The organism is Pseudoalteromonas porphyrae (assembly GCF_001298125.1).
Lineage (GTDB): Bacteria > Pseudomonadota > Gammaproteobacteria > Enterobacterales > Alteromonadaceae > Pseudoalteromonas > Pseudoalteromonas neustonica.
On the sequence record NZ_LHPH01000001.1, the window covers coordinates 299970 to 320431 of the forward strand.

Genomic DNA, 20462 nt, shown 5'->3' on the forward strand with positions numbered 1-20462 from the left:
ATGGCTTTTTAAGTCCTAGAATTAACCAGTTGCCTAGGGCGTGTTGACCTTTGTGGATTGAAATTTGTTCAACCTAGGGGCGATTTAATCGCGGCGCGAGGTTTGTAACCTAGCGGGCTAAGTAAAAACCGAGTAACAAAGAGTCAATCGCCCCTAGGAAGAACCCTTTGGGCAACGCATGTTTGGTATTTATACTGCGTTATCACCTATTTATGGGGAACAACCACACGACATAGGCTCTGCCTTGCCTAAATACCAAACATACTGCTGCAAAATCAATCACGAAAGGTCAACACGCCCTAGTAGTTTTATTTTCTTGCCAGTTTTGCGGCTTGGTTTAACCACTCAACCCGCAGCTCTGGCGTTGAACTGATAATTGGACCGAAATATGCAGTTGAGATAACTTTAATGCCAGAAAAGCCTAAAATAGTGTGTTTTAGCTGCTTAGTCACTGGAGCACCTTGGACGAAACGATAATACCAAGCGGGGGTGTCAAGGGTTAACACAACTTCAGCTGTGCGGCCTTTTAATAGTTTATCGGGAATGGTTTTATTAGGCTGATATTTAAATGCAAAACCAGGTAGGAAAGTACGGTCAATCAACCCTTTAAATTTTGCAGGTAAACCGCCCCACCAAACAGGGATAAACAATACAATATGCTCAGCCCATTGTAACTTTGCTTGAAATTCGACTAAATCAGGCTCTAATGGCTGTCCGCTGTCATAACCATTGCTTAAGTCAGGGTTAAATTGCATAGTACTGAGAGACAGGTATTGTACTTCACTATGACTTGCCGCTACATATGCTTTTGCCAATGCATCACAAAAACTGCTACTTTTTGGATTTGCATCAATCACTAATATATTTCTTTTCATACTAACTACTCCTTTAAAAGCAGCAGCATACACCCTCCCCTAGAGGGCAGAGTCAAGCTTATCTAAGCATATTTTTATGTCTTGATGATAATAATCTAGCAATTTTTTTTGTTGCTCAAGTGCAGCTATATCATCCAATACTTGCTGCTTTTTTGCTTCGAGTAATTCCACAACAGCTGGCCAATCTAAGTCATGACGAGTGACTTTTAAACTTTTTAGTTGCGCTAAACTTAAACCCAATAACTGCGCGCGCTTAATAAGGGTGACAAACTCGACATCAGCGTTATCATAAATACGGTAGCTGCCTTGGCGTGTTATATCTGTTAGCAGTCCAATGTTTTCATAGTGTCTAATCGCCTTGACCGAAACACCTGAGCGCTTTGCCATTTCACCTATAAACACAGCTTACTCCTTCGCCTGCTTTTGCATAATATTAATGTATGAGTCAACGTCATACTTATTTGTATTAGCTGCTAAATAATCCAGTAACTGTGCATGCGCATCAACCGATACACTTAAATGATCCCCACCAACACCATGAAAAATAATGTTTATAAGTTGCACTTGGCTTGAGACATTGCGTACATAATCAATGAGCTGTTGCCCTGTAACATTCGATGGAGCCCATAAAACTGAGCGGCCATTATCATCAACCCCTTTAATTGCGATAAAATGCGCCTTAAGCGGCTCTATAAAGTCTTCACCTGCTGCTTGTGTATCAAAGCAAGGCGGTGTGAATGTACGCTGCGTTTTACCATCTATTGCATGTAAAAATACATTCGCGCTAAGCACCTCACGTATTGCACGTGCACGGGTGTAGCGATCTAAATCATGTTCATCACTGACCCATTCACGGTAAGGTTTTGAGCCACTGCATGGATGATATAGGCTATGATTACCTAGCTCATGGCCTTGTTTGGCAACAGCTTTCCACTCATTCATGCGTAATTGCATCGTTTGCGCATCGGGCAAGATATAAAACGACGCCTTAAAACCAAGCTTATTAAGCGCAGGTATTGCGTTATCAAGTTGGCTCGCTAAGGCATCATCATACGATAAGCTCACCGCAATCTTATCATCCTTGTTAGAACCGTGTGTTTGCGCGCCAGCAGGCATAGCAAAAACTAATGCTAACCACAGCGCTGCTGATCTTCTCATCTTCAATCCTTGAGTATAAAAATTTAAGCTGTTTGAATAAAACAAAATACATTGAGTTTATTGCCGTCTAAATCACGGAAATAGCCCGCATAAAATCCAGGCATTTCACGCGGACCAGGTGCGCCTTCATCTGTTGCACCTAATGCAATTGCTTTGGCATAAAATGCGTCAACCTGATCTGGGTTCTCTACAGCTAACGCGATCATCGTACCATTGCCCACTGTTGCAGACTGTCCATCATAAGGTTTTGTTATTGAAAAACCAGCCTTATCTGCACCACTGCTCCACGCGACAAAATTATCGGTCTCTAAAAAACGTGTCGCTCCTAATAAAGCGAGTAACTCATCATAAAACACCACCGCTTTGGCAAAATTATTCGTGCCAAACATTGTATAACCAATCATATATATTCCTTTTTCTTTACGATTAAAAATGCATCTCCAAGTTAACGTTAAGAGTGATGCTCGTCTACTGCTAATATGCTAAAAGGTAACAATTAAGTCGTGGCGTTTACTGTATTTATTATATTTTTAACGTATTATCAAGGTGTTAATTTTACTCTAAGAAGAAGTGTAAATCACTCATGGAATTTTCCCTTTATACTCAGCTTCCCCCCCAACTTCCCTACAACGCTTTTTGTTATGAGTTTGATAATAATTTTCTTGTTGAAAATGACTTTTTTCGTTATCAGATTTTTTCACCGCCACAACTACAAAAAGCAGTAGCAAAACGAAAGGCTGAATATTTGGCAGGCCGTTTTTGTGCAAAACAGGTACTTAGTTCACTCAATATTCACCCTTGCGATATTCTTTCAGGTAATGATCGCGCGCCAATATGGCCAGATAATATTATTGGCAGCATTACTCACACGCAAGGAATCGCCATGGCGATGGCATGCCACCGTGCGGATATTGCAGGAATAGGCATTGATATAGAGCAATTGATGAGTGACAAACAAGAACAAGAACTACAAAAGCAAATTTTGCATCCAGAGGAATACTCACAATTTAAGCAACTGGCTGAGCAAATATCGCACCCACTAACGATTGTTTTTTCAGCTAAAGAAAGTATTTTTAAAGCGTTATATCCAAGCGTAAAGCAGTTTTTTGGTTTTGAAGCCGCCAAGCTTATTGCTTTTAATGAGCAACAGCTACAATTTAAAATAACGAAAACACTCTCAGAGCAAGTGCCTCAAGGCACTTGCGTAACCGTATTTTATCAATGTAATAATACTGTTGTACTCACGGAGTGCGAATTTAAAACGCCCTTGTGAACTCAGCCATCCAGCACTTTTTCTACCTCAACAATTAAAGCTATATAGTGAATATAGTTACACTATTAATACGCACTTAGTGCAAATGCGTATTTAACTTGCCTTTTCAAGTTCAAGCTAGCCAATTTATCACCAACAACCAGCAGAATAAAATGTAACAGTATAGTTGTTGCACAAAATAAGTAACAAAAGTACAATTGATAATAATTACTATTACCACCACGGAGAGAAAGTGAAAATTAAGGACGTTTTAATCCCTGTTGCAGCATTAGTATCAACTACAGCATTAGCAAATACTGAAGAAACTAAGACTGCAAATCAAATGACTGTCATAGAAGTTACCGGTGAATTGTTATCAAGAAGCTTGCTACAAAGTGGCAATAGTGTTGTTGTTTTTGATGCCAAAACACTCGAAAACCGCCCTGAGCTTAGAACCGTAAGAGATGTTTTAAGTGAAATCCCTAATATTACTATGGTCACAGGCACTGGCAAAGCCCCCACAGTTCGAGGGATTGATGGTACTGGCGCCGCTGAAAATGCCAACGCATTTTTTGCTGGCAGCAGAGCACGACTAAACTGGCAAATTGACGGTAGATCAGCTACTTATAACGAAATAGTATTTGGCGATTTAGGTATTTGGGATCTCAATCAGATTGAGGTACTCAGGGGGCCACAAAGCACACTCGCTGGACGTAATGCTATCGCAGGTACTATCCGCGTTGAAACGCAAGATCCAACGTTCGAACAACAGTTTACAATTCGCGCCGAAGGAGGAAATTTAGACCAAAGACGCCTATCAGCCACTTATAATCAGCCGCTTACAGAGCAATTTTCTTTGCGTATTGCAGCTGACCAATTTGAACGTCGCTCTTCTGTTGATTATGACCCCTATGTTGGCGTTGAAGACCCTGCAGACATGGAAGGTCGTGCTATCAGAGGCAAGTTACTCTATGAAGGCGATGACGAATATAATACACGTATTGTAATCACACTAAACGACAACAAGTACAGTGGCCCAAATGGTGAAATTATTGATTACCCGTTTGGTGAAAGACGCTCTAATTTTCCACAACAGCCTGTGCATGTTACACATACAAAAAGCTTAGGCATTGAATACAGCGCTTCAATAAATGAGCAACTAGAGCTGGAAGTAACGGCATCAGCAACAGACTTTAATTTTGAGCGTAAATCAACACCTGACGGCTCTAAAGCTAATGTTGATACTAAGGAGTTTGTGGTAGAGCCGCGCTTACGTTATCAAGGTGATAATGGCGCACAATGGGTTATTGGTAGTCGTTACTATAGCTCTAAACAAGATGATTGGATTCAGTTTATTGTAAAACAGAGTTTTACTGATGATTCCAATAATTTTGCAATCTACTCAGAGGGCGCATTTCCATTTAGTGAAAACTTTGAGCTAACCGCGGGTTTACGCTACGAAAAAGAAAACCGTAAACGTGAAGGTGGCGATCCAGATAGGGCAATAGCGAAAATTGAATCAGATAATGATTACAGCGCCCTCTTACCAAAGCTTGGCCTTAGTTATCAAGTCAACGATGGACATACAATTGGTTTGCAATTATCTCGTGGCTATAACGCAGGAGGTGGAGGTATTTCTTTTGGTGCACCTATTGTGAACTATGAATACGACGAAGAATACGTAAACTCATTGGAATTATATGGTCGTCAACAATGGGCTGACAATAGCGTTAGCACATCGCAAAATTTATTTTACTCGCAATATAAAGATATGCAATTGCCCTTTGATTTAACACCCGAAAATACGCGTGATGAAGCTTATGTGGTAAGAAACGCAGACGAAGTTACCACTGTTGGTTTTGAATTTAGCGCAGATTGGCGTATTGATGAGCAATTTAACCTCTACGGTAGCTTCGCACTATTAGACTCCGAAATCACTGATTATCCAGGCTCAGGCTTAGAAGGTAACTCATTGTTTATGGTTCCTTCTGCTTCGATGAAGTTTGGCGGTACATGGCAGTCAAATAACTGGATTGTTAATATGAGCGGTCAGTACACTGATGGTTGGTATACCAATATTTCAAACGATGAAGGCAGTAAAACAGGCGCATTTGCCACCTTCAATACCAGCTTAAGTTACTCAATATCAGAGCAAGCTAAATTGTACCTTACAGTACGTAATATTTTTGATGAAGATGCGCCTGTTGCGCTATACCCAGGTACAGCACCTGCTGACAGTAATGAGCCAGACAGCCATTTTGATAAAGCAGTTTTAACTCAACCAAGAACCATTAGCGCAGGTTTACAGTATACATTTTGATCTAACTAATAATTTACACGGCAGGCTCGCTTGCCGTAAACCCTTCATAAAAACAATAACTAGGAGCCATACAATATGGCAATTCTAAAGCACGATAATAGCCTTTGGCCATTAGCCGTCACCGTTGCAGGCGGTGAATGCACACTCGAGATGCATTTAAACTCATTGCACGCATGGGATGATTGGTTTAAAAAAGCTGAGCCCTTTGTCGTTGTTCGTGTTTACAACGATGAAGAGTCTTTACAGCATCCAAAAGGAGCAGGCCCAGCTACGCAAAAGTGGTTAAAAGAAGGAGCGGCAGAGCAAATGCAGCAACATGTTCAAGCTATGTTAATTGTGGTTCCCGAACAGCAATTTGAACGAATGCAAAACATGAGTGTACAAAAAGCCTTTGGTATACCCGGTGCAGTCGTTGCATCACTTGATGATGCCCATGCTTGGCTAATGAAAACATCAAACCACAATAAGACACTTGAGAAAACAAGGTTTATGCAAATAGAGAGGCTTGTTCACACATTGATTCTTTAACCTGATGAACTCAGGTTATTTAGCGCTATTAGCTGCTGATTTTAAAAATCTATATTGATATCCATCAGGTAATTGCGCTTGAGGATAAAAAGCATGTGCTAATTCAACGAGAGCTTGCGGCGTTCGAGGGCCCATACTTAGCAAATAAGCAACATCAAAATTATGCACGCGTTTATTTTTAACTGCATTGGAAAACTTAAACGCGTTTAAAAGCTCTGAATTTGATTGCTGATCATGCACACCAATACTCATGGTAATAATCACATCGGGGTTTAAGACTAACGCAGCTTCACTAGATATTGTCTGCCAGTTAGTTACGCTAGACGCCATCACATTCTTACCGCCAGCAATACTAACGAGCTCATTTACCGTAGTATCAGCTCCTGCGACCATTAGTTGATTACTGCGAATAACCAAGACTTTAGGTTTAGTCGTTGCTTGTTCTAAAATATGCGTTAAGGCATCACGATCTACTTTTAGCGCTTGCGCTAACTCCGCTCCTTTGCTCTGGACTTGCAACAGGCTGGCTATTTGTTCTATTTTATTTTCAATACGCCAAAAGCTATCATTTTCATGCAAAATAACCAAATTAGCAGCGGTACGTTTTAATTGCTCTACTACTTTTTTAGGGCCTATATCGGCTTCCGCAAGGATAATATCAGGGTTTAATGACAATATCCCTTCAACGCTTATTTTACGCACATAGCCAATTTGAGGCTGTGTAGTGGCGACAGCAGGAAAAATACTACTGCTATCAACCCCAACAATGCGCTGTTGTTCACCAAGCGCATAAATAACTTCCGTTATTGAGCCCCCTGCAACCACAATTTTTTGTGGGTTAAAAGGTTGCGGGCTTGCATGGACGTAGCTATTAGCAAGTAAAGTAACAAACAAAATAAGGAAAAACACAAAGGGTTTCATTATCATCAAATCCAATTTGAAAACAAAAATAATAACAGTTTCTATTTTCAACTTATAGTTTTTGATTATAATTTTTTAAAGCACCATCAGGTTTGATATATATTTGGAAGCACAAAGTTCATGCTAGATCATTGCTTACAAAGCAACTTTTTAAATAACGCAAAATAAATATTCGTTAAGTTGCTAAGCTCACTAAGATGAATACGTTCATTTTCTTGATGGATGGTCCCATTAGTTAAACCTAACTCAATTACTTGCGGACAAATGTCGCTGAAAAACCGGCCATCGGAAGTTCCCCCTGACGTTGAAGTTTTCGCAAATAATCCTGTGCATCGATTAATTACTGTTTGGCATTCTTTTATTAGCGAAAGTTTATTTTTACTAATCTCTGCAGAGTAATAAGGGTTGCAAGCATGCGATGTCGTTAGTAAGAAATCGTTAGTCGTTCGCGTTACAATATGAGTAACTAAATGAATTAGATCATCTTCACTGTAAGCCGTGGTATAACGAATATTTAAATTAATTATTACACTATCAGGAATGACATTATCGCTGTACAGGCCTGAATCTATATGAGTAACTTGCATTGTTGTACCTAGCTGATTACTATCTCTATTATCCCAATCAAATTTCATTAAATCTTTTACAATGCTACAGGCATGATGGATAGCATTAATACCTTGAGTCGGATAAGCAACATGCGCACTTTTACCATTAATTTGAATGGCAAAACTCAACGCCCCTCTGCGTCCAATCTTTAGCATGTCACCGCACTGCTTTATTGATGTCGGTTCTCCAACAATACAATAATCCAAGTCCTGCTTTACATCTTTAAAGTGTTTTACAATTTCACATGAGCCGAATAAGGCATCGCCCTCTTCATCGCTGGTTATTAAAAACCATAGTCGCCCAACAAAGCTCCCTTCGAGTACTAGCATCTCAGCTGCAACTAAGGCTGCGGCAATACCGCCTTTCATATCTGCGATGCCTCGACCGATCAGGTAATCATTTTTAATTTCACCTGCAAAAGGTGGTGCTTGCCATTTATTAAGATTACCTACGGGCACAACATCCGTGTGCCCACAAAAACCTAAATTGGGTCCATCACCATTAGATATAACAGCAATTAGGTTACTCACCCCATGACTTTCAAATGTATCGATTTTTGCACCCAGCATTGATAACTTTTTTGCAATCCATGCTTGGCAACCTGCGTCATCCGGTGTTACCGATTCAAATTGCAGTAATTCACGTGCATACTCAATGACTCGACTTTGGTATTCGCTCTTTAACTCAGCCGTTAAAGTAAATTGTTCATCGATGATAAGGCTCACCTCATAATTAAATAAAGGGTATTGAGGGAGTTTGTTGCAAAAAAAGTTAAACAACAAACTCCCAGTAATAACTAATACTTTAAACGCACTATCAATCCACTGTTAGCCAACAATCAATATCATTACCTTGCCCATATTCAGCAGCCAGACATTGCGGTGCATCCTCTGATGATAATTGCGTATTATTAGTTTGATTCATACTGTTTGTATTTCTTGGCGTTGCTTATTAAGCTCAAGGTGAATTTGTGCAGATAGTTTTTTACGCGCAATTTTACCTATAACAGTTAATGGAATATATTCAACGTACGTCACTGTATCTGGCAGCATATAGCGTGCAACCCCCTGCGCTGCTAAGTATTGCCTTATGTCTTTGAGTGTTAATTTTGGCAAGTTTTGGTCTTGTGAAACAATAACTGCGCATGTTCGCTCCCCGAGTTGTTCGCAAGGTAGTCCCACAACAGCAACATCTTTTATGCCATGATGACAGGCTAAATGAGCTTCTAATGTTTCAACCGAAATTGTCTCTCCACCACGACGAAGAACCTCTTGGATTCGACCTTCAACAATAAGATGACCACTGCTTAGCCGCCTGACCTGATCCCCAGTACGATAATAACCATCTGTAGTAAATGATTTTTGATTGGCCGACTCCTCTTTATAGTAACCACGAATTGTATATGGGCCTCTAGTCAACAGCTCGCCACACTTTCCTTGTGCAACATCCAACCCTTGCTCATCCACCACCCTAACCTCATCCAAGTCAGATAATGGCCGCCCTTGAGTCTTGAACTTTAAAACGTTGGGATCTGAATCTCGAGTAAAATTAAGAAGTCCCTCAGCCATACCAAACACCTGTTGTAAATTACAATTAAGTTCATTACCGATTCTGCGTGCTGTCGCTTCATCAAGTTTAGCACCGCCAACTTGTAATAAATTAAGGCACGCCGCTGGAGGTGTTACTAATGCTGCATAATTAAGCCAAGTTTTCACTAAAGTCGGCACTAACGCCGTCATCGTAACTCCTGCGTTTTCAATATATTCAAATGCAATTTCAGGACTCGGCACTGGACACATAACTACACCAGCTCCCACCTCAATTGCGCCTAAAATACCCGGGCAGGCTAATGGAAAATTATGCGCCGCTGGTAATGCAACAAGATAGCGGTCTTGTGAACTCAACTCACAAAGCTTAGCACTGGCTTTTATATTATAGAGGTAATCTCTATGTGTTCTTGGAATTAACTTCGGTATTCCTGTTGTACCGCCTGAGCATAACAATAAAGCCATTTCAGCAGGATCCGCTGCGAGACCAGGAAACTCAAGTGCTGTAATTTGAGCTTCAGTTGCCTTAGTAAACCCTAATAAAGATAATATTGACGGATGCGGCTTTAAGTCTAGGCCATCCACAACAACATGTTTAAGTGTTGGAACTGTATTAAGTAGCTCATTAGCAAATACATGACAATCGAAACTAGTCGATTGTGCACTAACAAACCAAGCACGTGCTTGTGTTAATTTCACAAAATGCAAAATTTCACGTTGTCCATGTCCAGGTAACGCCATGACAGGAATAACGCCTAGCTGGAGTAAAGCGAAAAAGGTTAATACGAATGCATTATTATTACCCATTTGCATCACTACTTTATCTCCTCGCCCAAGACCAATACTGTGGCAATGCTCTACTATATTATTCACGACAGCGCTTATTTCTTGGCCTGTCATCTGTTGCCATTCACCAGATTGAAGGTCGGGGCCGCTGAGCAAAATAACATCAGCATATTGCTTAAGTTTTGCAGTTAACCAATTTGCAAAGTTTTCATTTCCCCACACCCCCTGCTCTTTGTACTTTCTGCTTATTTCTTCTGGCCAAGCATATAATCCGGCTTCGGTAGGCACAAACTCAGTCATAGTGATCCCTCCATTTCCAATTCAGCACTGAGTGCGTCATCATCTAAATCTAAGATTTCACAATACACTTGAGCAATTTGTAATACTTCTTCAACATCGGTCGAGTAAGTAATTGAAGCGGCAATGCCTGCAATAGAAGGTGAACTAAATAAGCTTTTCATGTCTATCGAATTGGATCCGAAGATTTCCCTAATTTGCGCGATTAACGAACTTGCTAAAACAGAATCCCCACCCGCAGCAAATAAGTTTTGATGAATATTACTACCATCCCCTCCGATCACTTCATGCCAAATAGAAGCTACCACACGAACTACTGGCATACTTAACGAGGTTTCATCATGTTTCACATTTTTAGTAATTACTGGCTCTTGGAGCTCAGCAACTGCTCTATTTTTGGGTAACGTATCACCAATATAGGTATTCCAATAATCCGGCTCAGTGACGAGGTTTACCACGGTATTACTGAAAAAATTAAACATTGCATCGAGCACACCATCAACAAAAGCATCCTCTCGACAATCCCAGTTAATTAAAATACCACCATCAAGTTCAGTTACTTGCGCATCAAGTAATACCTGTGGCCCTTGAGAAATAATCCAAATAGGATCCCCAAATACTCGGCGCACATTTGCATCAAATAACTCACCTAAATTTAATGCGCTTGTAAATACAACAGGCGCTGTTACTTGCTGCCCACGAGCACGCCCTAAATCTCTTAAAACATGAACTCCACCGTAGTCTGCGCGCGCTGCTCCCTCGTGCATACTAGATTGAACATCACGCGCTCGTGTTACAAAAGTTGCAGTCGGGCCAGTATCAACATCGAGGAGTATTGAACTACTAAAGTCGCCTACCACCTCTTTAATATTAGGGCCTGCGAGTGGACGTTGAAATAAAGGAACATTAAGAATAAAACGTGGATCTTTGCTCCATCCAGCCAGGGTTTCTGCCAGCACGGTTGCTAACACCACTGATGGGGTTAATCCATACTGACGACATTGCGCATATAATTGTGCTTTACGCTGCGGATCAATATTAAAATGGCGTCGTGTTGTAATAGGATGCTGCGATGAAGCTGCTTTTAAAGGTAGTAATGGGCCATTGGGTAAAGAAGCTAGCTGTGTTTGCCACCACATTCCCGAGCTTTCTTTTATTGACTCCCAATTATGCTCAATGGCCATTCGGCAATCTTTATAACTTATTGCTAAATCAGCAAGTTCTACATCAGGGTCATCGTATAACAGTGCAAGATCACGCAGTAGCGTGCGATAACTAACGGCGTCTGCGGCTATCATATCAATGTCTAAATGCAGGCGACTGTTACCATTTTCTAATAAGCTTAAAGCAACCGCAAATACTTCTCCTGACTCAATATCTAACATTTGTGATGAATAGGTCGAGCGATACTGCTCCAGTAACTGCTGCGCAACATCTGTAGGTTTATCCCGCAAATCATTAAAGATGACATGCACTGTATTATTACTTGGATTATGTATTTGCTGTCCGCTGGAACACACTTGTAAACGCAACGAGCTATGACGTTGAACAAGTTTCTCTATTGCTAGCGTCAAACGGGCTAAATCTAATGGCTGTGACTTATCATTGATTGCTGACAACTCAAATTCACAATACAGATGCGCTGATACACCGCCAAGCGGTTGATTAACATCACGTCCTAACCAATAAGCGTACTGCATAGGCGCAAGTGAAAAAGGCGCATGAGGAAGTTTCCCGATTTTTATTTTTGGGATCCCAAATATAGTGTCTTGTGTATTATCAGCAAGGCTGGTAGCCGATACCCTAAGATACTCAACCCATGCCCCCACAAATGGTTTTTTAGCTAAATCTGCAAAGTTAATATCATAACCAGCCGCTCGCCAAGTTGACACTAAGTTCATTAATGTGATCGAATCAAGCCCTGCTTCAATTAGGTTACATTCTGCTGATACAGCTTCAGGCTGTAAATTTAACGTATTACTAACGACAGCAAGTACATCTTCTAATAGCGAGGCTGAATTACTATTTTTATTCATTTGGGTAGTTTCCATTCTTAATGTTTGTCTTTACCAAATCATGTTGCTGACTTGGCGAGGATGTCTTGTTGCTTCAAACGCAGCAGCTCTAGCCGCTGTTGATGCAAAGAAGAAGTGCTTTTTTGATTTGCTTGCCACTGCATAAGTAACGCTTTTTCATCCAGTTTTCCGTTTACTGTTAGCGGGAATTTTTTAACAAATAGAAAGTCTGAAGGTAAATAGTGAACAGGGAGATGCTGAGATAGATAGTTTCTCAATGTTGCTATTGGTTGTGCGGTAAATGATTCCTCTGTCGCGATTAAAATAGCAATTAAGCCATCTGATAAACCACTGTCGAGGCATGGTTTTGCTATCACGGCTGCTCTTTGTATCTTTGCATGAGATTCTAAAGCAACTTCTATTTCACTCGGCTCAATACGAAACCCCCTTACTTTCAATTGCCTGTCTGCGCGACCAAAATAAAAGAGTTGACCATCAAGTTGCTTCGCTAAGTCACCCGAACGATACATCCGCTTCCCAGTGTGAAAAGGACTGGCAACAAATCGCATTGCGGTTAGATCAGGACGATTGATGTAACCGAATGCCACTTGATCTCCTGCTACATAAATTTCACCAATTTCACCATCAGCCACTTTTTCTAGATTTTCATCAAGTAAAAGCACCTCCAAACTAGCTAGCCCTTCACCTATTGGACTATTTTCAGTGCCACAAAGTGAATCACTTAGTGTTAGCCATGTTACGTGCACCGTTGTCTCTGTGATCCCGTACATGTTTATCAATTGCAATGTTTCGCAAGGGTAAAGCTGCCACCATTTTTTTACTTTATCCAAATTAAGTGCTTCACCACCAAAGACCACTTTGCGCAAGCATAGTGGTTGCTCACTCATTTTTAGAGCCTTACTTTCTGCGTCAATTAAGGCATAAAATGCTGAAGGCGTTTGATTAAGAATAGTGACCTTTTCTGCTCTCAAATATTGCACTAAGGCGTCTGGTGACCAAATTACACTTTTTGGAATAATCGTTAGCTTGGCTCCTGTGGTCAAGGCTCCCCACACTTCCCACACTGAAAAATCAAAAGCCAGTGAATGAAACAAAGCCCAAACATCAGTATGTGTTGCATCTAATAAAGGCATTGCCGCATTAATTAAAGCCAGAACTTGCTGATGCCCTACAACAACTCCCTTAGGGTTTCCCGTCGACCCTGAAGTAAAAATAATATAAGCGAAAGCACCTGCGGCTCTGTAAATAGGTTTCTCGTGCTCATCTGGAACAAAGTTAAATTGGTCCTCGACAAACAACAAATGACTCATAGCTTTAGTAAGTGAATCGTTCCCCCAAAGCGTCATGCTCAACTCTCGCTGAGTAACAATTACACTAGGCTGACTACAAGCAATTATCCAATCGATCCTTTCTTTGGGGTAGTCGGGATCAATCGGCACATAGCACGCTCCAAGTTGCAATATTGCTAACACGTGAATGATTTGCTCACAGTTTCTAGGCAATATTAAAGCCACGCAGTTTCCTGTACGAACACCACTTGCATAAAGTCGATGTGATGCCAAGTCAGCTTTTTGTTTAAGCGCTTTATATGTCAAGGAGCTATGTTCATCACTAACTGCGATGCGATTAGGGTGCATAACGGCTTGTTCAGTAAAGGATTGATACAGGCATGCTGTCCCTGCTGGCATCCCCTTATTAATCTGCTCCATATTAATTCCCATCCATCTCTATGAGTGATTTAGGACGTAAATCTGTCCAATTAGCATTTAGCCAACTCAAACAAGTATCACGTGTTTGAGGGCCAAAAACCTGATCCCAACCAGAGGGAATAGTTAATACTTCAGGCCATAACGAATACTGTTTTTCATGATTGATAAGGACTACAAATGCCATTGATTCATCATCGAAAATATTTTCACTCATGATTTAACTCCAAAGAGACTGTTGATGGGGGGTTTAATTCGCTGTTATTAAGTTGCGCAGAATTTTCGGCTTCATGACTTAATTTGTCACAACTATCGACAAGTGCTTGCAAATAGAACTCAAAATCAGTTAATAGCTGAGCGCTACGTTTTTTGCCCACTGCATGCGGGTCAAAGCTCAAACGGATCTTGGTTGTTGCACCAGGGTAAATAAATAAAGCAGCGGTTTGGCCAACCGAATCTTGCCACTTAACATCCTTCAACCCTGCCAATGCAACTGGTAATGTAAGTCCTTGAGATGAATTAACTTGTTTAATTGGCTCTGCGGTTTGTGTATCCGCATCAAGGGCATTTTCAATAACTAATAAAGTATCAAAAAATTCACCAAAACGATGAGTCGCCTCCAAATTATCCAACCTAACCGGAGCTAACGCTTGCCATTCAAATTGTTCAGTTTGCAACTGCTGCAACAAGTTAATTGGACTACTCAAAGGATCAGTCTTAATCCGTATTGGTACTAACTGAGTAACCAATCCAACAAGTGTTTCAATACCTGCTAACGACGCTGCACGACCAGAATCAAATAAACCAAATACAACATCGTCCTGATTAAGTGCATTACCCACTGTTTTAGCCCATGCCAATTGAAATAGCATGGCCGTAGATACATTAATCTTTGCAGCTAATGCTTTAACGTCTGCATTTACAGCAGCACAAAGCACACTAGATAATTCTTGTGAAGGAAATCGTTGTTGTCTTGTCGGGCATAATAATGAAGGAGCTTTTAAGCCATTTAGCGCTTTATTCCAATATTGACAAGCTATTGTAGGATCTTGTTTTTGTAACCAATCAAGATATTGACCCCAATGTAAATTTGGATAAGCTAAAGTGGCTTCAGCACTCATTCCTCCAAGCCACTCTTGCAAAATTCGAGGGGCTGACCAACCATCCAGCAGTAAGTGATGACAATGAATCAAAATTAGCCATTGAGTATCACTTATACGTATAGATAAAAATCGCATGAGTGGCGGAGCATCAAATTCAAAGCGATATTGGTACCATGCTGTGCGATGCTGCGCTAACAATGCTTCATATTGATCACTTGGTTCACCACGTAAATCTAAAGTTTCCCATACAGGATCGAGTATATCGGCAGTGAAAGTAGAAAATGTTTTCACAAAAAAGCCTGATCTTAGCGCGTCATGACGACGCAGGAGATCCGCGGCCCCAGCTTTTAAAGCACTTTCAGATATGCCTGGGGTGTGTTGATTAGAAAGAGTTATTTCCATTTGTGTTGTCCATGGATCTTCTAGTCCATGACAGTGGCGAAGCATTTCAACTTGTAGTGGCGTAGCTGGTTTAATTGTCAAATTATTACTATCAATAAGACCTTGCGCTTGTAGCCGTTGTTGTTCTTCAATAAAACAGTCGTGTAGTTGATGAAAAAGCTTATTTAACTCAGCTTTAAATCGTAGTAGATCACTATGGTGCAATTCGCTACTAGGTGCTATCGCATTAAAGTGAAGAGTTTTTATCCCTTTTTGTTGACAGTAGTAGGCTGTTAAATCTAAAGAATTTAGTAACGGCCAGTGATCGGAGCAAGCTTCAGTGAGCTGCTCAAGAAGCGGAGTTACTGACCATAAATCTGAATTGGAGGATAAATTTAAATCACCAAGAAAATTAAAACCGACTAACCATCCATTTACACCTTGTTGAGCAGGCGCGACACCTCTTGATGATACAAAAGGAGAGTCTTGCTGAATAATTTGACCACACCATTTGCGCAACACTGTTTCTATCAACTGGCTCGACATTTCATCCGATTTAGTCTTTAAAACATCACTATTGAGAGCCACATAAACTTCACGGGCAAACCAGCCAATAGTCCTGCTTAAATCTTGTGTTGGTTCCTGTACTTCTCGACCATGCCGCTCTAGTACCAAGGTAGGACAGCGATTATCTAGCGCTGGTTTTAATTTTGATGTAATAGCAGCTAAGCAACTTATAGCAGGTAATAGACTAGCCAGTGGAAGCGCTAACCTACGAGCGACAGTTAATGCAGGACATGTTTTATTATACGGTTCCAAGCTCCAAGTTAATGTGTGAGCGCTTGCTAACGTTCCAAAATTAGTTAAATTTGGCGCAGGTATATACTGCTGGCTTAATTTATTTATGTGATTGGACCAACTACGCCATGATGTTGGTACGGGAGGTAATTCAAGTTTTTCATTACTCACTTGCTGATTTCGGACAATCGCAAGGTCTTCAGCCAAAATATGCCATGATGAGGCATCTATGACTAAATGGTTTATGGCAAACCAAGCCCTTTGGTTATTATTTTCATTTTCTTTAACTAACAATACGGCAACCATAACACCGTTTTTAGGACTTAAATTACTACATAGTTGTTTTGCCAACTCTGCTGCTGATAATGCACCTGATTTTTCTAAAGTGGGTAAATCAGCATTTTCAGAATACACTCTATACTTATCATCACACTGTTGATAAGTTTGCTCACAATAAATAGTTTGGGTATTTTCAATCGGAACATTTAGGGATAACCCCCCCGTATCCGATTGCACCAATTGAGCTCGCAACAACCCATGGCGATTAAGTAAAGCATACACAAGCTCTTTTAGTTCACCAGCCGTCATACTTTCAGGCACTACTACACTTGCTAGTTGTGCAAATCGATCAAGCGGCGTCGCTGCATTAAGGTAGCGCTGCATTAATAAAGTTGAAGTAAGCTGGCCTTTATCATTACTATCGTGGCTAACCGCTTTACTATTTTGACTGTCTCCTAGGGGATCAACTTCGTGTAATTCTTTAACCAAATTCGCAATGCATTTTGCATTAAATACTTGACGAGGAGTTAGGTGGATCCCTTCTCGACGAGCGCGGCTGACTAATTTTACAACTGAAATACTATCGCCACCCACTGCAAAAAATCCATCGTCAATGCCTATTGTCTCAATCCCTAAAACGTCACACACTAAACTACATAGCTTTTTTTCCAGTTCATTGCGAGGGGCTCTTTTGGCAATAACACCTAAATCATCAGGTATCGACAGCGCTTTACGATTAATTTTTCCATTAGGTAATTTAGGTAGTTTTTTATTAATTACAAAATACTTGGGGACTAAGTGAGGAGGTAGAGCTTGCTCACATATATAGCGAAAGCGAGCTATTAAGTTTAAATTAGCCTCTTGATTGTCGCTGAGTTGCTCCATTTCATTTTCAATATAACAAATTAACTCCATCGCATTTTGAGTAACCGCTCTGGCAATTACAGCGCAAGGACATTTAATTAACAGCTCAATGGTTGACTCAACTTCGAGCGGCTCAACACGAAAACCTCTAATTTTTACTTGCTCGTCTATACGGCCAATGTATTCAATATTTCCTTGAGTTGTCCATTTTACTCTATCACCACTTAGATAAAGCCTTTCACCTTGTGCAGCAAAAGGATTAGCAATAAACTTGCTTGCTGTTAAATCACTACGATCAAGGTATCCTCTTGCTAATCCAGCACCAGCAATTGCAAGCTCACCAGGCACCCCTAAAGGCGCTAATTGCAAGCAACTATCTAAAACATATACTTGCCCTCCTGCAACCGGCCCACCTATTACCGGCTTTTCAGCTGCATTGGTTTTAGCAATCATTGCATCCACTGTTGCCTCTGTCGGGCCATATAAATTAAAGCCCAACGTACTAGGAAGGCTCTTTATACGTTGCCAAAGCTCTTGTTTTACCGATTCACCACCAAAACCCAATATTGCAGGTATGTGAGGTTCAATAAATTGCCCATTTGTATCTGTAAGTCCTGACTGTAACCACGGTAATACTTCATCTAGCATACTGGGCGTTAACTCGATAAAATCCATTTTTTTAAGCATTATCTCTTTGGCAAGAGTGACCGCGTCTTGCATCGTATTTGCATCAAATAAATAGACTTTATGGCCTTCAAACATCCACAGTGTAGGTTGCCATGAGGCATCAAAAGCCAAAGACCAAGCATGGCCAACTTTTAGCTGATTATGTTCTACAAGCGCAGAAGCTTCGCTATAGAGATCGTGTTTATGACTAGCAATAAGGTTAACCAGAGATGCATGTTTTACAACAACACCTTTTGGCTGCCCTGTTGAGCCTGATGTAAACGTAATACAGGCTGGATGAGATGGGCGCAATGGCCTGCATCTCTCTTCATTTGTAAGATTAAGATCACTATTTTTTAAACTTAATGCCTTATTCTCAATAACTAACAGACTGATTGTTTTAGTTTGTAATTCAGTCGCTTTAGCTGATTCAAATAAATGTGTATCACCGTTATTAATTACTATATTTGGCGCAGCCAATGTAAGTACTCGGTTAATGTAATCCTCTGGATAATTTGGATCTATAGGTACAATAGCGGCACCCGCCTTGAGTGTACCAAGCATCACAACGAACCATTCCAACTGGCGAGGCATTATTATGGCAACCCGATCTTCTGGCCCAATCCCTTGCGATACTAGCCACCTTGCGACTCTATTTGCTCTTGCATTGAGCGTTAAAAAACTGAGGTCATGCAGCACGTTTTGTTTTTGCAAAACACTTTTTATCGTTTCACTGCCAACTAACTCAACGGCAGTTCGATTTGGATATTTACTCACGGTACTCTCAAACCAAGCAACGAGCGTTGTTACTGGGCTTACAAAAGCATCGCGTTGACCCCATTTTATTAATTGATTTTCATCGGGTAATACAGTGGTAATGTTAGCTAGTGCAACATCTGGTTCTTGAACACAATGTTTAAGTAACTGTAGCAGCCGTTTTAAATGATTTGGTATGGTTTTTGGTCGATATAATGAAGCACGCCAAGTGGCTTGAAACTGAAGGCAGTTATCTTTTAATAATGCGTCAAAAGAGAGATCTGTTTGCGTTGTACCATTAAAATACTTTTCCCAATGTACATCTAAGTCATCGATTACGGGTGGAGCCATCCCATGGCTTAAGAAAGTCACCATAGTGTCTAATAATGGGTTTTGCGATTCCCCTCGTTTTATTTGTAATTTTTCAAGTAATAATTCAAAGGGTAAATCTGCATGTGAAAAAGCAGCACGACATTGTGTCGCACAATCACGGATCAGTTCACGAAAACAAAGTTTATTATCAACCTTAATCCGTAGTGGAATAACATTACCAAAATTACCTATCAGGTCACTCAGCTCAGGTAAATTACGATGCGAGGCCACTGTCCCTATCGTCACTTCTGATGCCCTAGAAAGCCGAGTCATTAATAAAGCAACCACCGCAATAATAGCTTCAAAAGTTGTAACTTGCTCTTCTCGTGCTAACGTAAGTAGCGTTTGTGTTGTTGCTTGATCAAGATTATCACTGTGCCAGCCACCATTTTCATTTTGCCTCACTCCCCGAGGGAAATCAGTTGGAAAATCAATAGGCTCAGGTAGCGGTGTAAGCTGTTTTTGCCAGAACGTAACCTGCTCTTTGCTTTGTTCGGAATCTTGTTGCCATTTTTCACGATGCCATTGAGCAAAATCTAAATACTGGATGGGTAACGGAGCGCGTTGTTTAGGTTGGCCGCTCTTAATTAGCGTATAGTATGTTGATAATTCGTTAGAAAAAATACCAAATGACGCCCCGTCCCAGACAATATGTTGCCCTACCATAACTAAAGTGTGATGACTGTCGGTCATTTTTACGAGAGCAAGTCGAAGTGTACTCTTAGTTGCAAGATCGAAAGGTTCTGTACTTGCATGTTGTGCTATTTCTTTAAGACGTACTTCTCGCGTCTGCTGATCTAAATCTTGTAAATCATATTCACACCACTGCAAAGGAAACTCATCAAGCACTTTTTGTCGAGCACCAACAATAGGGTCTGCATAATAGGAAGTTCGAAAAATACTGTGCCTCTTCACTAATTCAAAACAACTTTGCTGTAAAACACGCGCATCTAAACAACCCTTAAATTGCCACAAGACACAAACATTGTAAGCAGACGAAAGTGGGTCTAGTTGATTAAGTAACCACATCCTTTCTTGCGCATTAGAAAGCACATAACTGGTCTCATTTTTTGCTTTTGAAACTGTAAGACTTTGATTCAATGTCGATAAAGAGCCCGCATTATTATTCGGCATGATTATTTTTCGAGTTGCCGCCAATTTTCTCGCAAGCTTTAGCCTAAGTGCATTATCCATAAAACAGACCCTAA

14 protein-coding genes are annotated in these 20462 nt (G+C 40.6%); 3 read left to right on the forward strand and 11 right to left on the reverse strand.

Annotated elements, in window-relative coordinates; genetic code table 11:
* Positions 1–308 precede the first annotated feature (308 nt).
* The 4 genes from ADS77_RS01265 to ADS77_RS01280 are packed head-to-tail and all read right to left on the reverse strand — an operon-like array spanning position 309 to position 2437.
* Entirely contained in the window at positions 309–875 is a 567-nt protein-coding gene (locus tag ADS77_RS01265) for an NAD(P)H-dependent oxidoreductase (protein WP_054452500.1), read from the reverse strand.
* A gap of 39 nt (positions 876–914) precedes the next feature.
* Complete coding sequence (locus tag ADS77_RS01270; RefSeq protein WP_054452502.1) at positions 915–1277, reverse strand: MerR family DNA-binding transcriptional regulator; 363 nt, start codon at positions 1275–1277, stop codon at positions 915–917.
* Between the two features lie 3 nt (positions 1278–1280).
* On the reverse strand, positions 1281–2033 hold the full coding sequence (locus ADS77_RS01275; RefSeq protein ID WP_235575681.1) for a polysaccharide deacetylase family protein: 753 nt from the start codon (positions 2031–2033) through the stop codon (positions 1281–1283).
* Positions 2034–2056: 23 nt separating this feature from the next.
* Positions 2057–2437: a VOC family protein gene (locus ADS77_RS01280; RefSeq protein WP_054203974.1), complete on the reverse strand. Its 381-nt coding sequence runs from the start codon at positions 2435–2437 to the stop codon at positions 2057–2059.
* Between the two features lie 179 nt (positions 2438–2616).
* On the opposite strand from ADS77_RS01280, the gene ADS77_RS01285 reads away from it, so the two are divergent.
* From ADS77_RS01285 to ADS77_RS01295, 3 genes are all read left to right on the forward strand, one after another.
* A complete protein-coding gene (locus ADS77_RS01285; RefSeq protein ID WP_054203973.1) occupies positions 2617–3306 on the forward strand; it encodes a 4'-phosphopantetheinyl transferase in 690 nt (229 codons plus the stop codon).
* A 232-nt stretch (positions 3307–3538) separates the two neighbouring features.
* Positions 3539–5605, forward strand: a complete 2067-nt coding sequence (locus tag ADS77_RS01290) for a TonB-dependent receptor (RefSeq protein ID WP_054203972.1) — start codon at positions 3539–3541, stop codon at positions 5603–5605.
* A gap of 75 nt (positions 5606–5680) precedes the next feature.
* The gene (locus ADS77_RS01295) at positions 5681–6133 is read left to right on the forward strand and encodes a hypothetical protein (protein WP_054452504.1); all 453 of its coding nucleotides are present in this window, start codon (positions 5681–5683) and stop codon (positions 6131–6133) included.
* 15 nt (positions 6134–6148) lie between these two features.
* On the opposite strand, the gene ADS77_RS01300 is transcribed toward ADS77_RS01295, so the two are convergent.
* From ADS77_RS01300 to ADS77_RS01330, 7 genes are all read right to left on the reverse strand, one after another.
* Entirely contained in the window at positions 6149–7054 is a 906-nt protein-coding gene (locus tag ADS77_RS01300) for a hemin ABC transporter substrate-binding protein (RefSeq protein WP_054203970.1), read from the reverse strand.
* Between the two features lie 128 nt (positions 7055–7182).
* Positions 7183–8442, reverse strand: a complete 1260-nt coding sequence (gene dapE / locus ADS77_RS01305) for a succinyl-diaminopimelate desuccinylase (RefSeq protein ID WP_235575683.1) — start codon at positions 8440–8442, stop codon at positions 7183–7185.
* A gap of 141 nt (positions 8443–8583) precedes the next feature.
* A complete protein-coding gene (locus ADS77_RS01310) occupies positions 8584–10296 on the reverse strand; it encodes a (2,3-dihydroxybenzoyl)adenylate synthase (protein WP_054203968.1) in 1713 nt (570 codons plus the stop codon).
* Positions 10293–12329, reverse strand: a complete 2037-nt coding sequence (locus tag ADS77_RS01315) for a condensation domain-containing protein (protein WP_054203967.1) — start codon at positions 12327–12329, stop codon at positions 10293–10295. The genes ADS77_RS01310 and ADS77_RS01315 overlap by 4 nt, the downstream gene beginning before the upstream one ends.
* Before the next feature lie 38 nt (positions 12330–12367).
* Positions 12368–14038: an amino acid adenylation domain-containing protein gene (locus ADS77_RS01320; protein WP_054452507.1), complete on the reverse strand. Its 1671-nt coding sequence runs from the start codon at positions 14036–14038 to the stop codon at positions 12368–12370.
* 1 nt (position 14039) lies between these two features.
* Complete coding sequence (locus ADS77_RS01325) at positions 14040–14252, reverse strand: MbtH family protein (RefSeq protein WP_054203965.1); 213 nt, start codon at positions 14250–14252, stop codon at positions 14040–14042.
* Positions 14245–20448 (reverse strand): non-ribosomal peptide synthetase, encoded by a 6204-nt coding sequence (locus ADS77_RS01330; protein ID WP_054452509.1) that lies wholly within the window; start codon positions 20446–20448, stop codon positions 14245–14247. The genes ADS77_RS01325 and ADS77_RS01330 overlap by 8 nt, the downstream gene beginning before the upstream one ends.
* Positions 20449–20462: the final 14 nt, after the last annotated feature.

Coding starts and splice junctions, on each gene's coding strand:
- ADS77_RS01265 (WP_054452500.1), bottom strand. CDS start 875: ATGAAAAGAAATATATTAGTGATTGATGCAAATCCAAAAAGTAGCAGT.
- ADS77_RS01275 (WP_235575681.1), bottom strand. CDS start 2,033: ATGAGAAGATCAGCAGCGCTGTGGTTAGCATTAGTTTTTGCTATGCCT.
- ADS77_RS01280 (WP_054203974.1), bottom strand. CDS start 2,437: ATGATTGGTTATACAATGTTTGGCACGAATAATTTTGCCAAAGCGGTG.
- ADS77_RS01285 (WP_054203973.1), top strand. CDS start 2,617: ATGGAATTTTCCCTTTATACTCAGCTTCCCCCCCAACTTCCCTACAAC.
- ADS77_RS01295 (WP_054452504.1), top strand. CDS start 5,681: ATGGCAATTCTAAAGCACGATAATAGCCTTTGGCCATTAGCCGTCACC.
- ADS77_RS01300 (WP_054203970.1), bottom strand. CDS start 7,054: ATGAAACCCTTTGTGTTTTTCCTTATTTTGTTTGTTACTTTACTTGCT.
- ADS77_RS01310 (WP_054203968.1), bottom strand. CDS start 10,296: ATGACTGAGTTTGTGCCTACCGAAGCCGGATTATATGCTTGGCCAGAA.
- ADS77_RS01315 (WP_054203967.1), bottom strand. CDS start 12,329: ATGAATAAAAATAGTAATTCAGCCTCGCTATTAGAAGATGTACTTGCT.
- ADS77_RS01320 (WP_054452507.1), bottom strand. CDS start 14,038: ATGGAGCAGATTAATAAGGGGATGCCAGCAGGGACAGCATGCCTGTAT.
- ADS77_RS01325 (WP_054203965.1), bottom strand. CDS start 14,252: ATGAGTGAAAATATTTTCGATGATGAATCAATGGCATTTGTAGTCCTT.
- ADS77_RS01330 (WP_054452509.1), bottom strand. CDS start 20,448: ATGGATAATGCACTTAGGCTAAAGCTTGCGAGAAAATTGGCGGCAACT.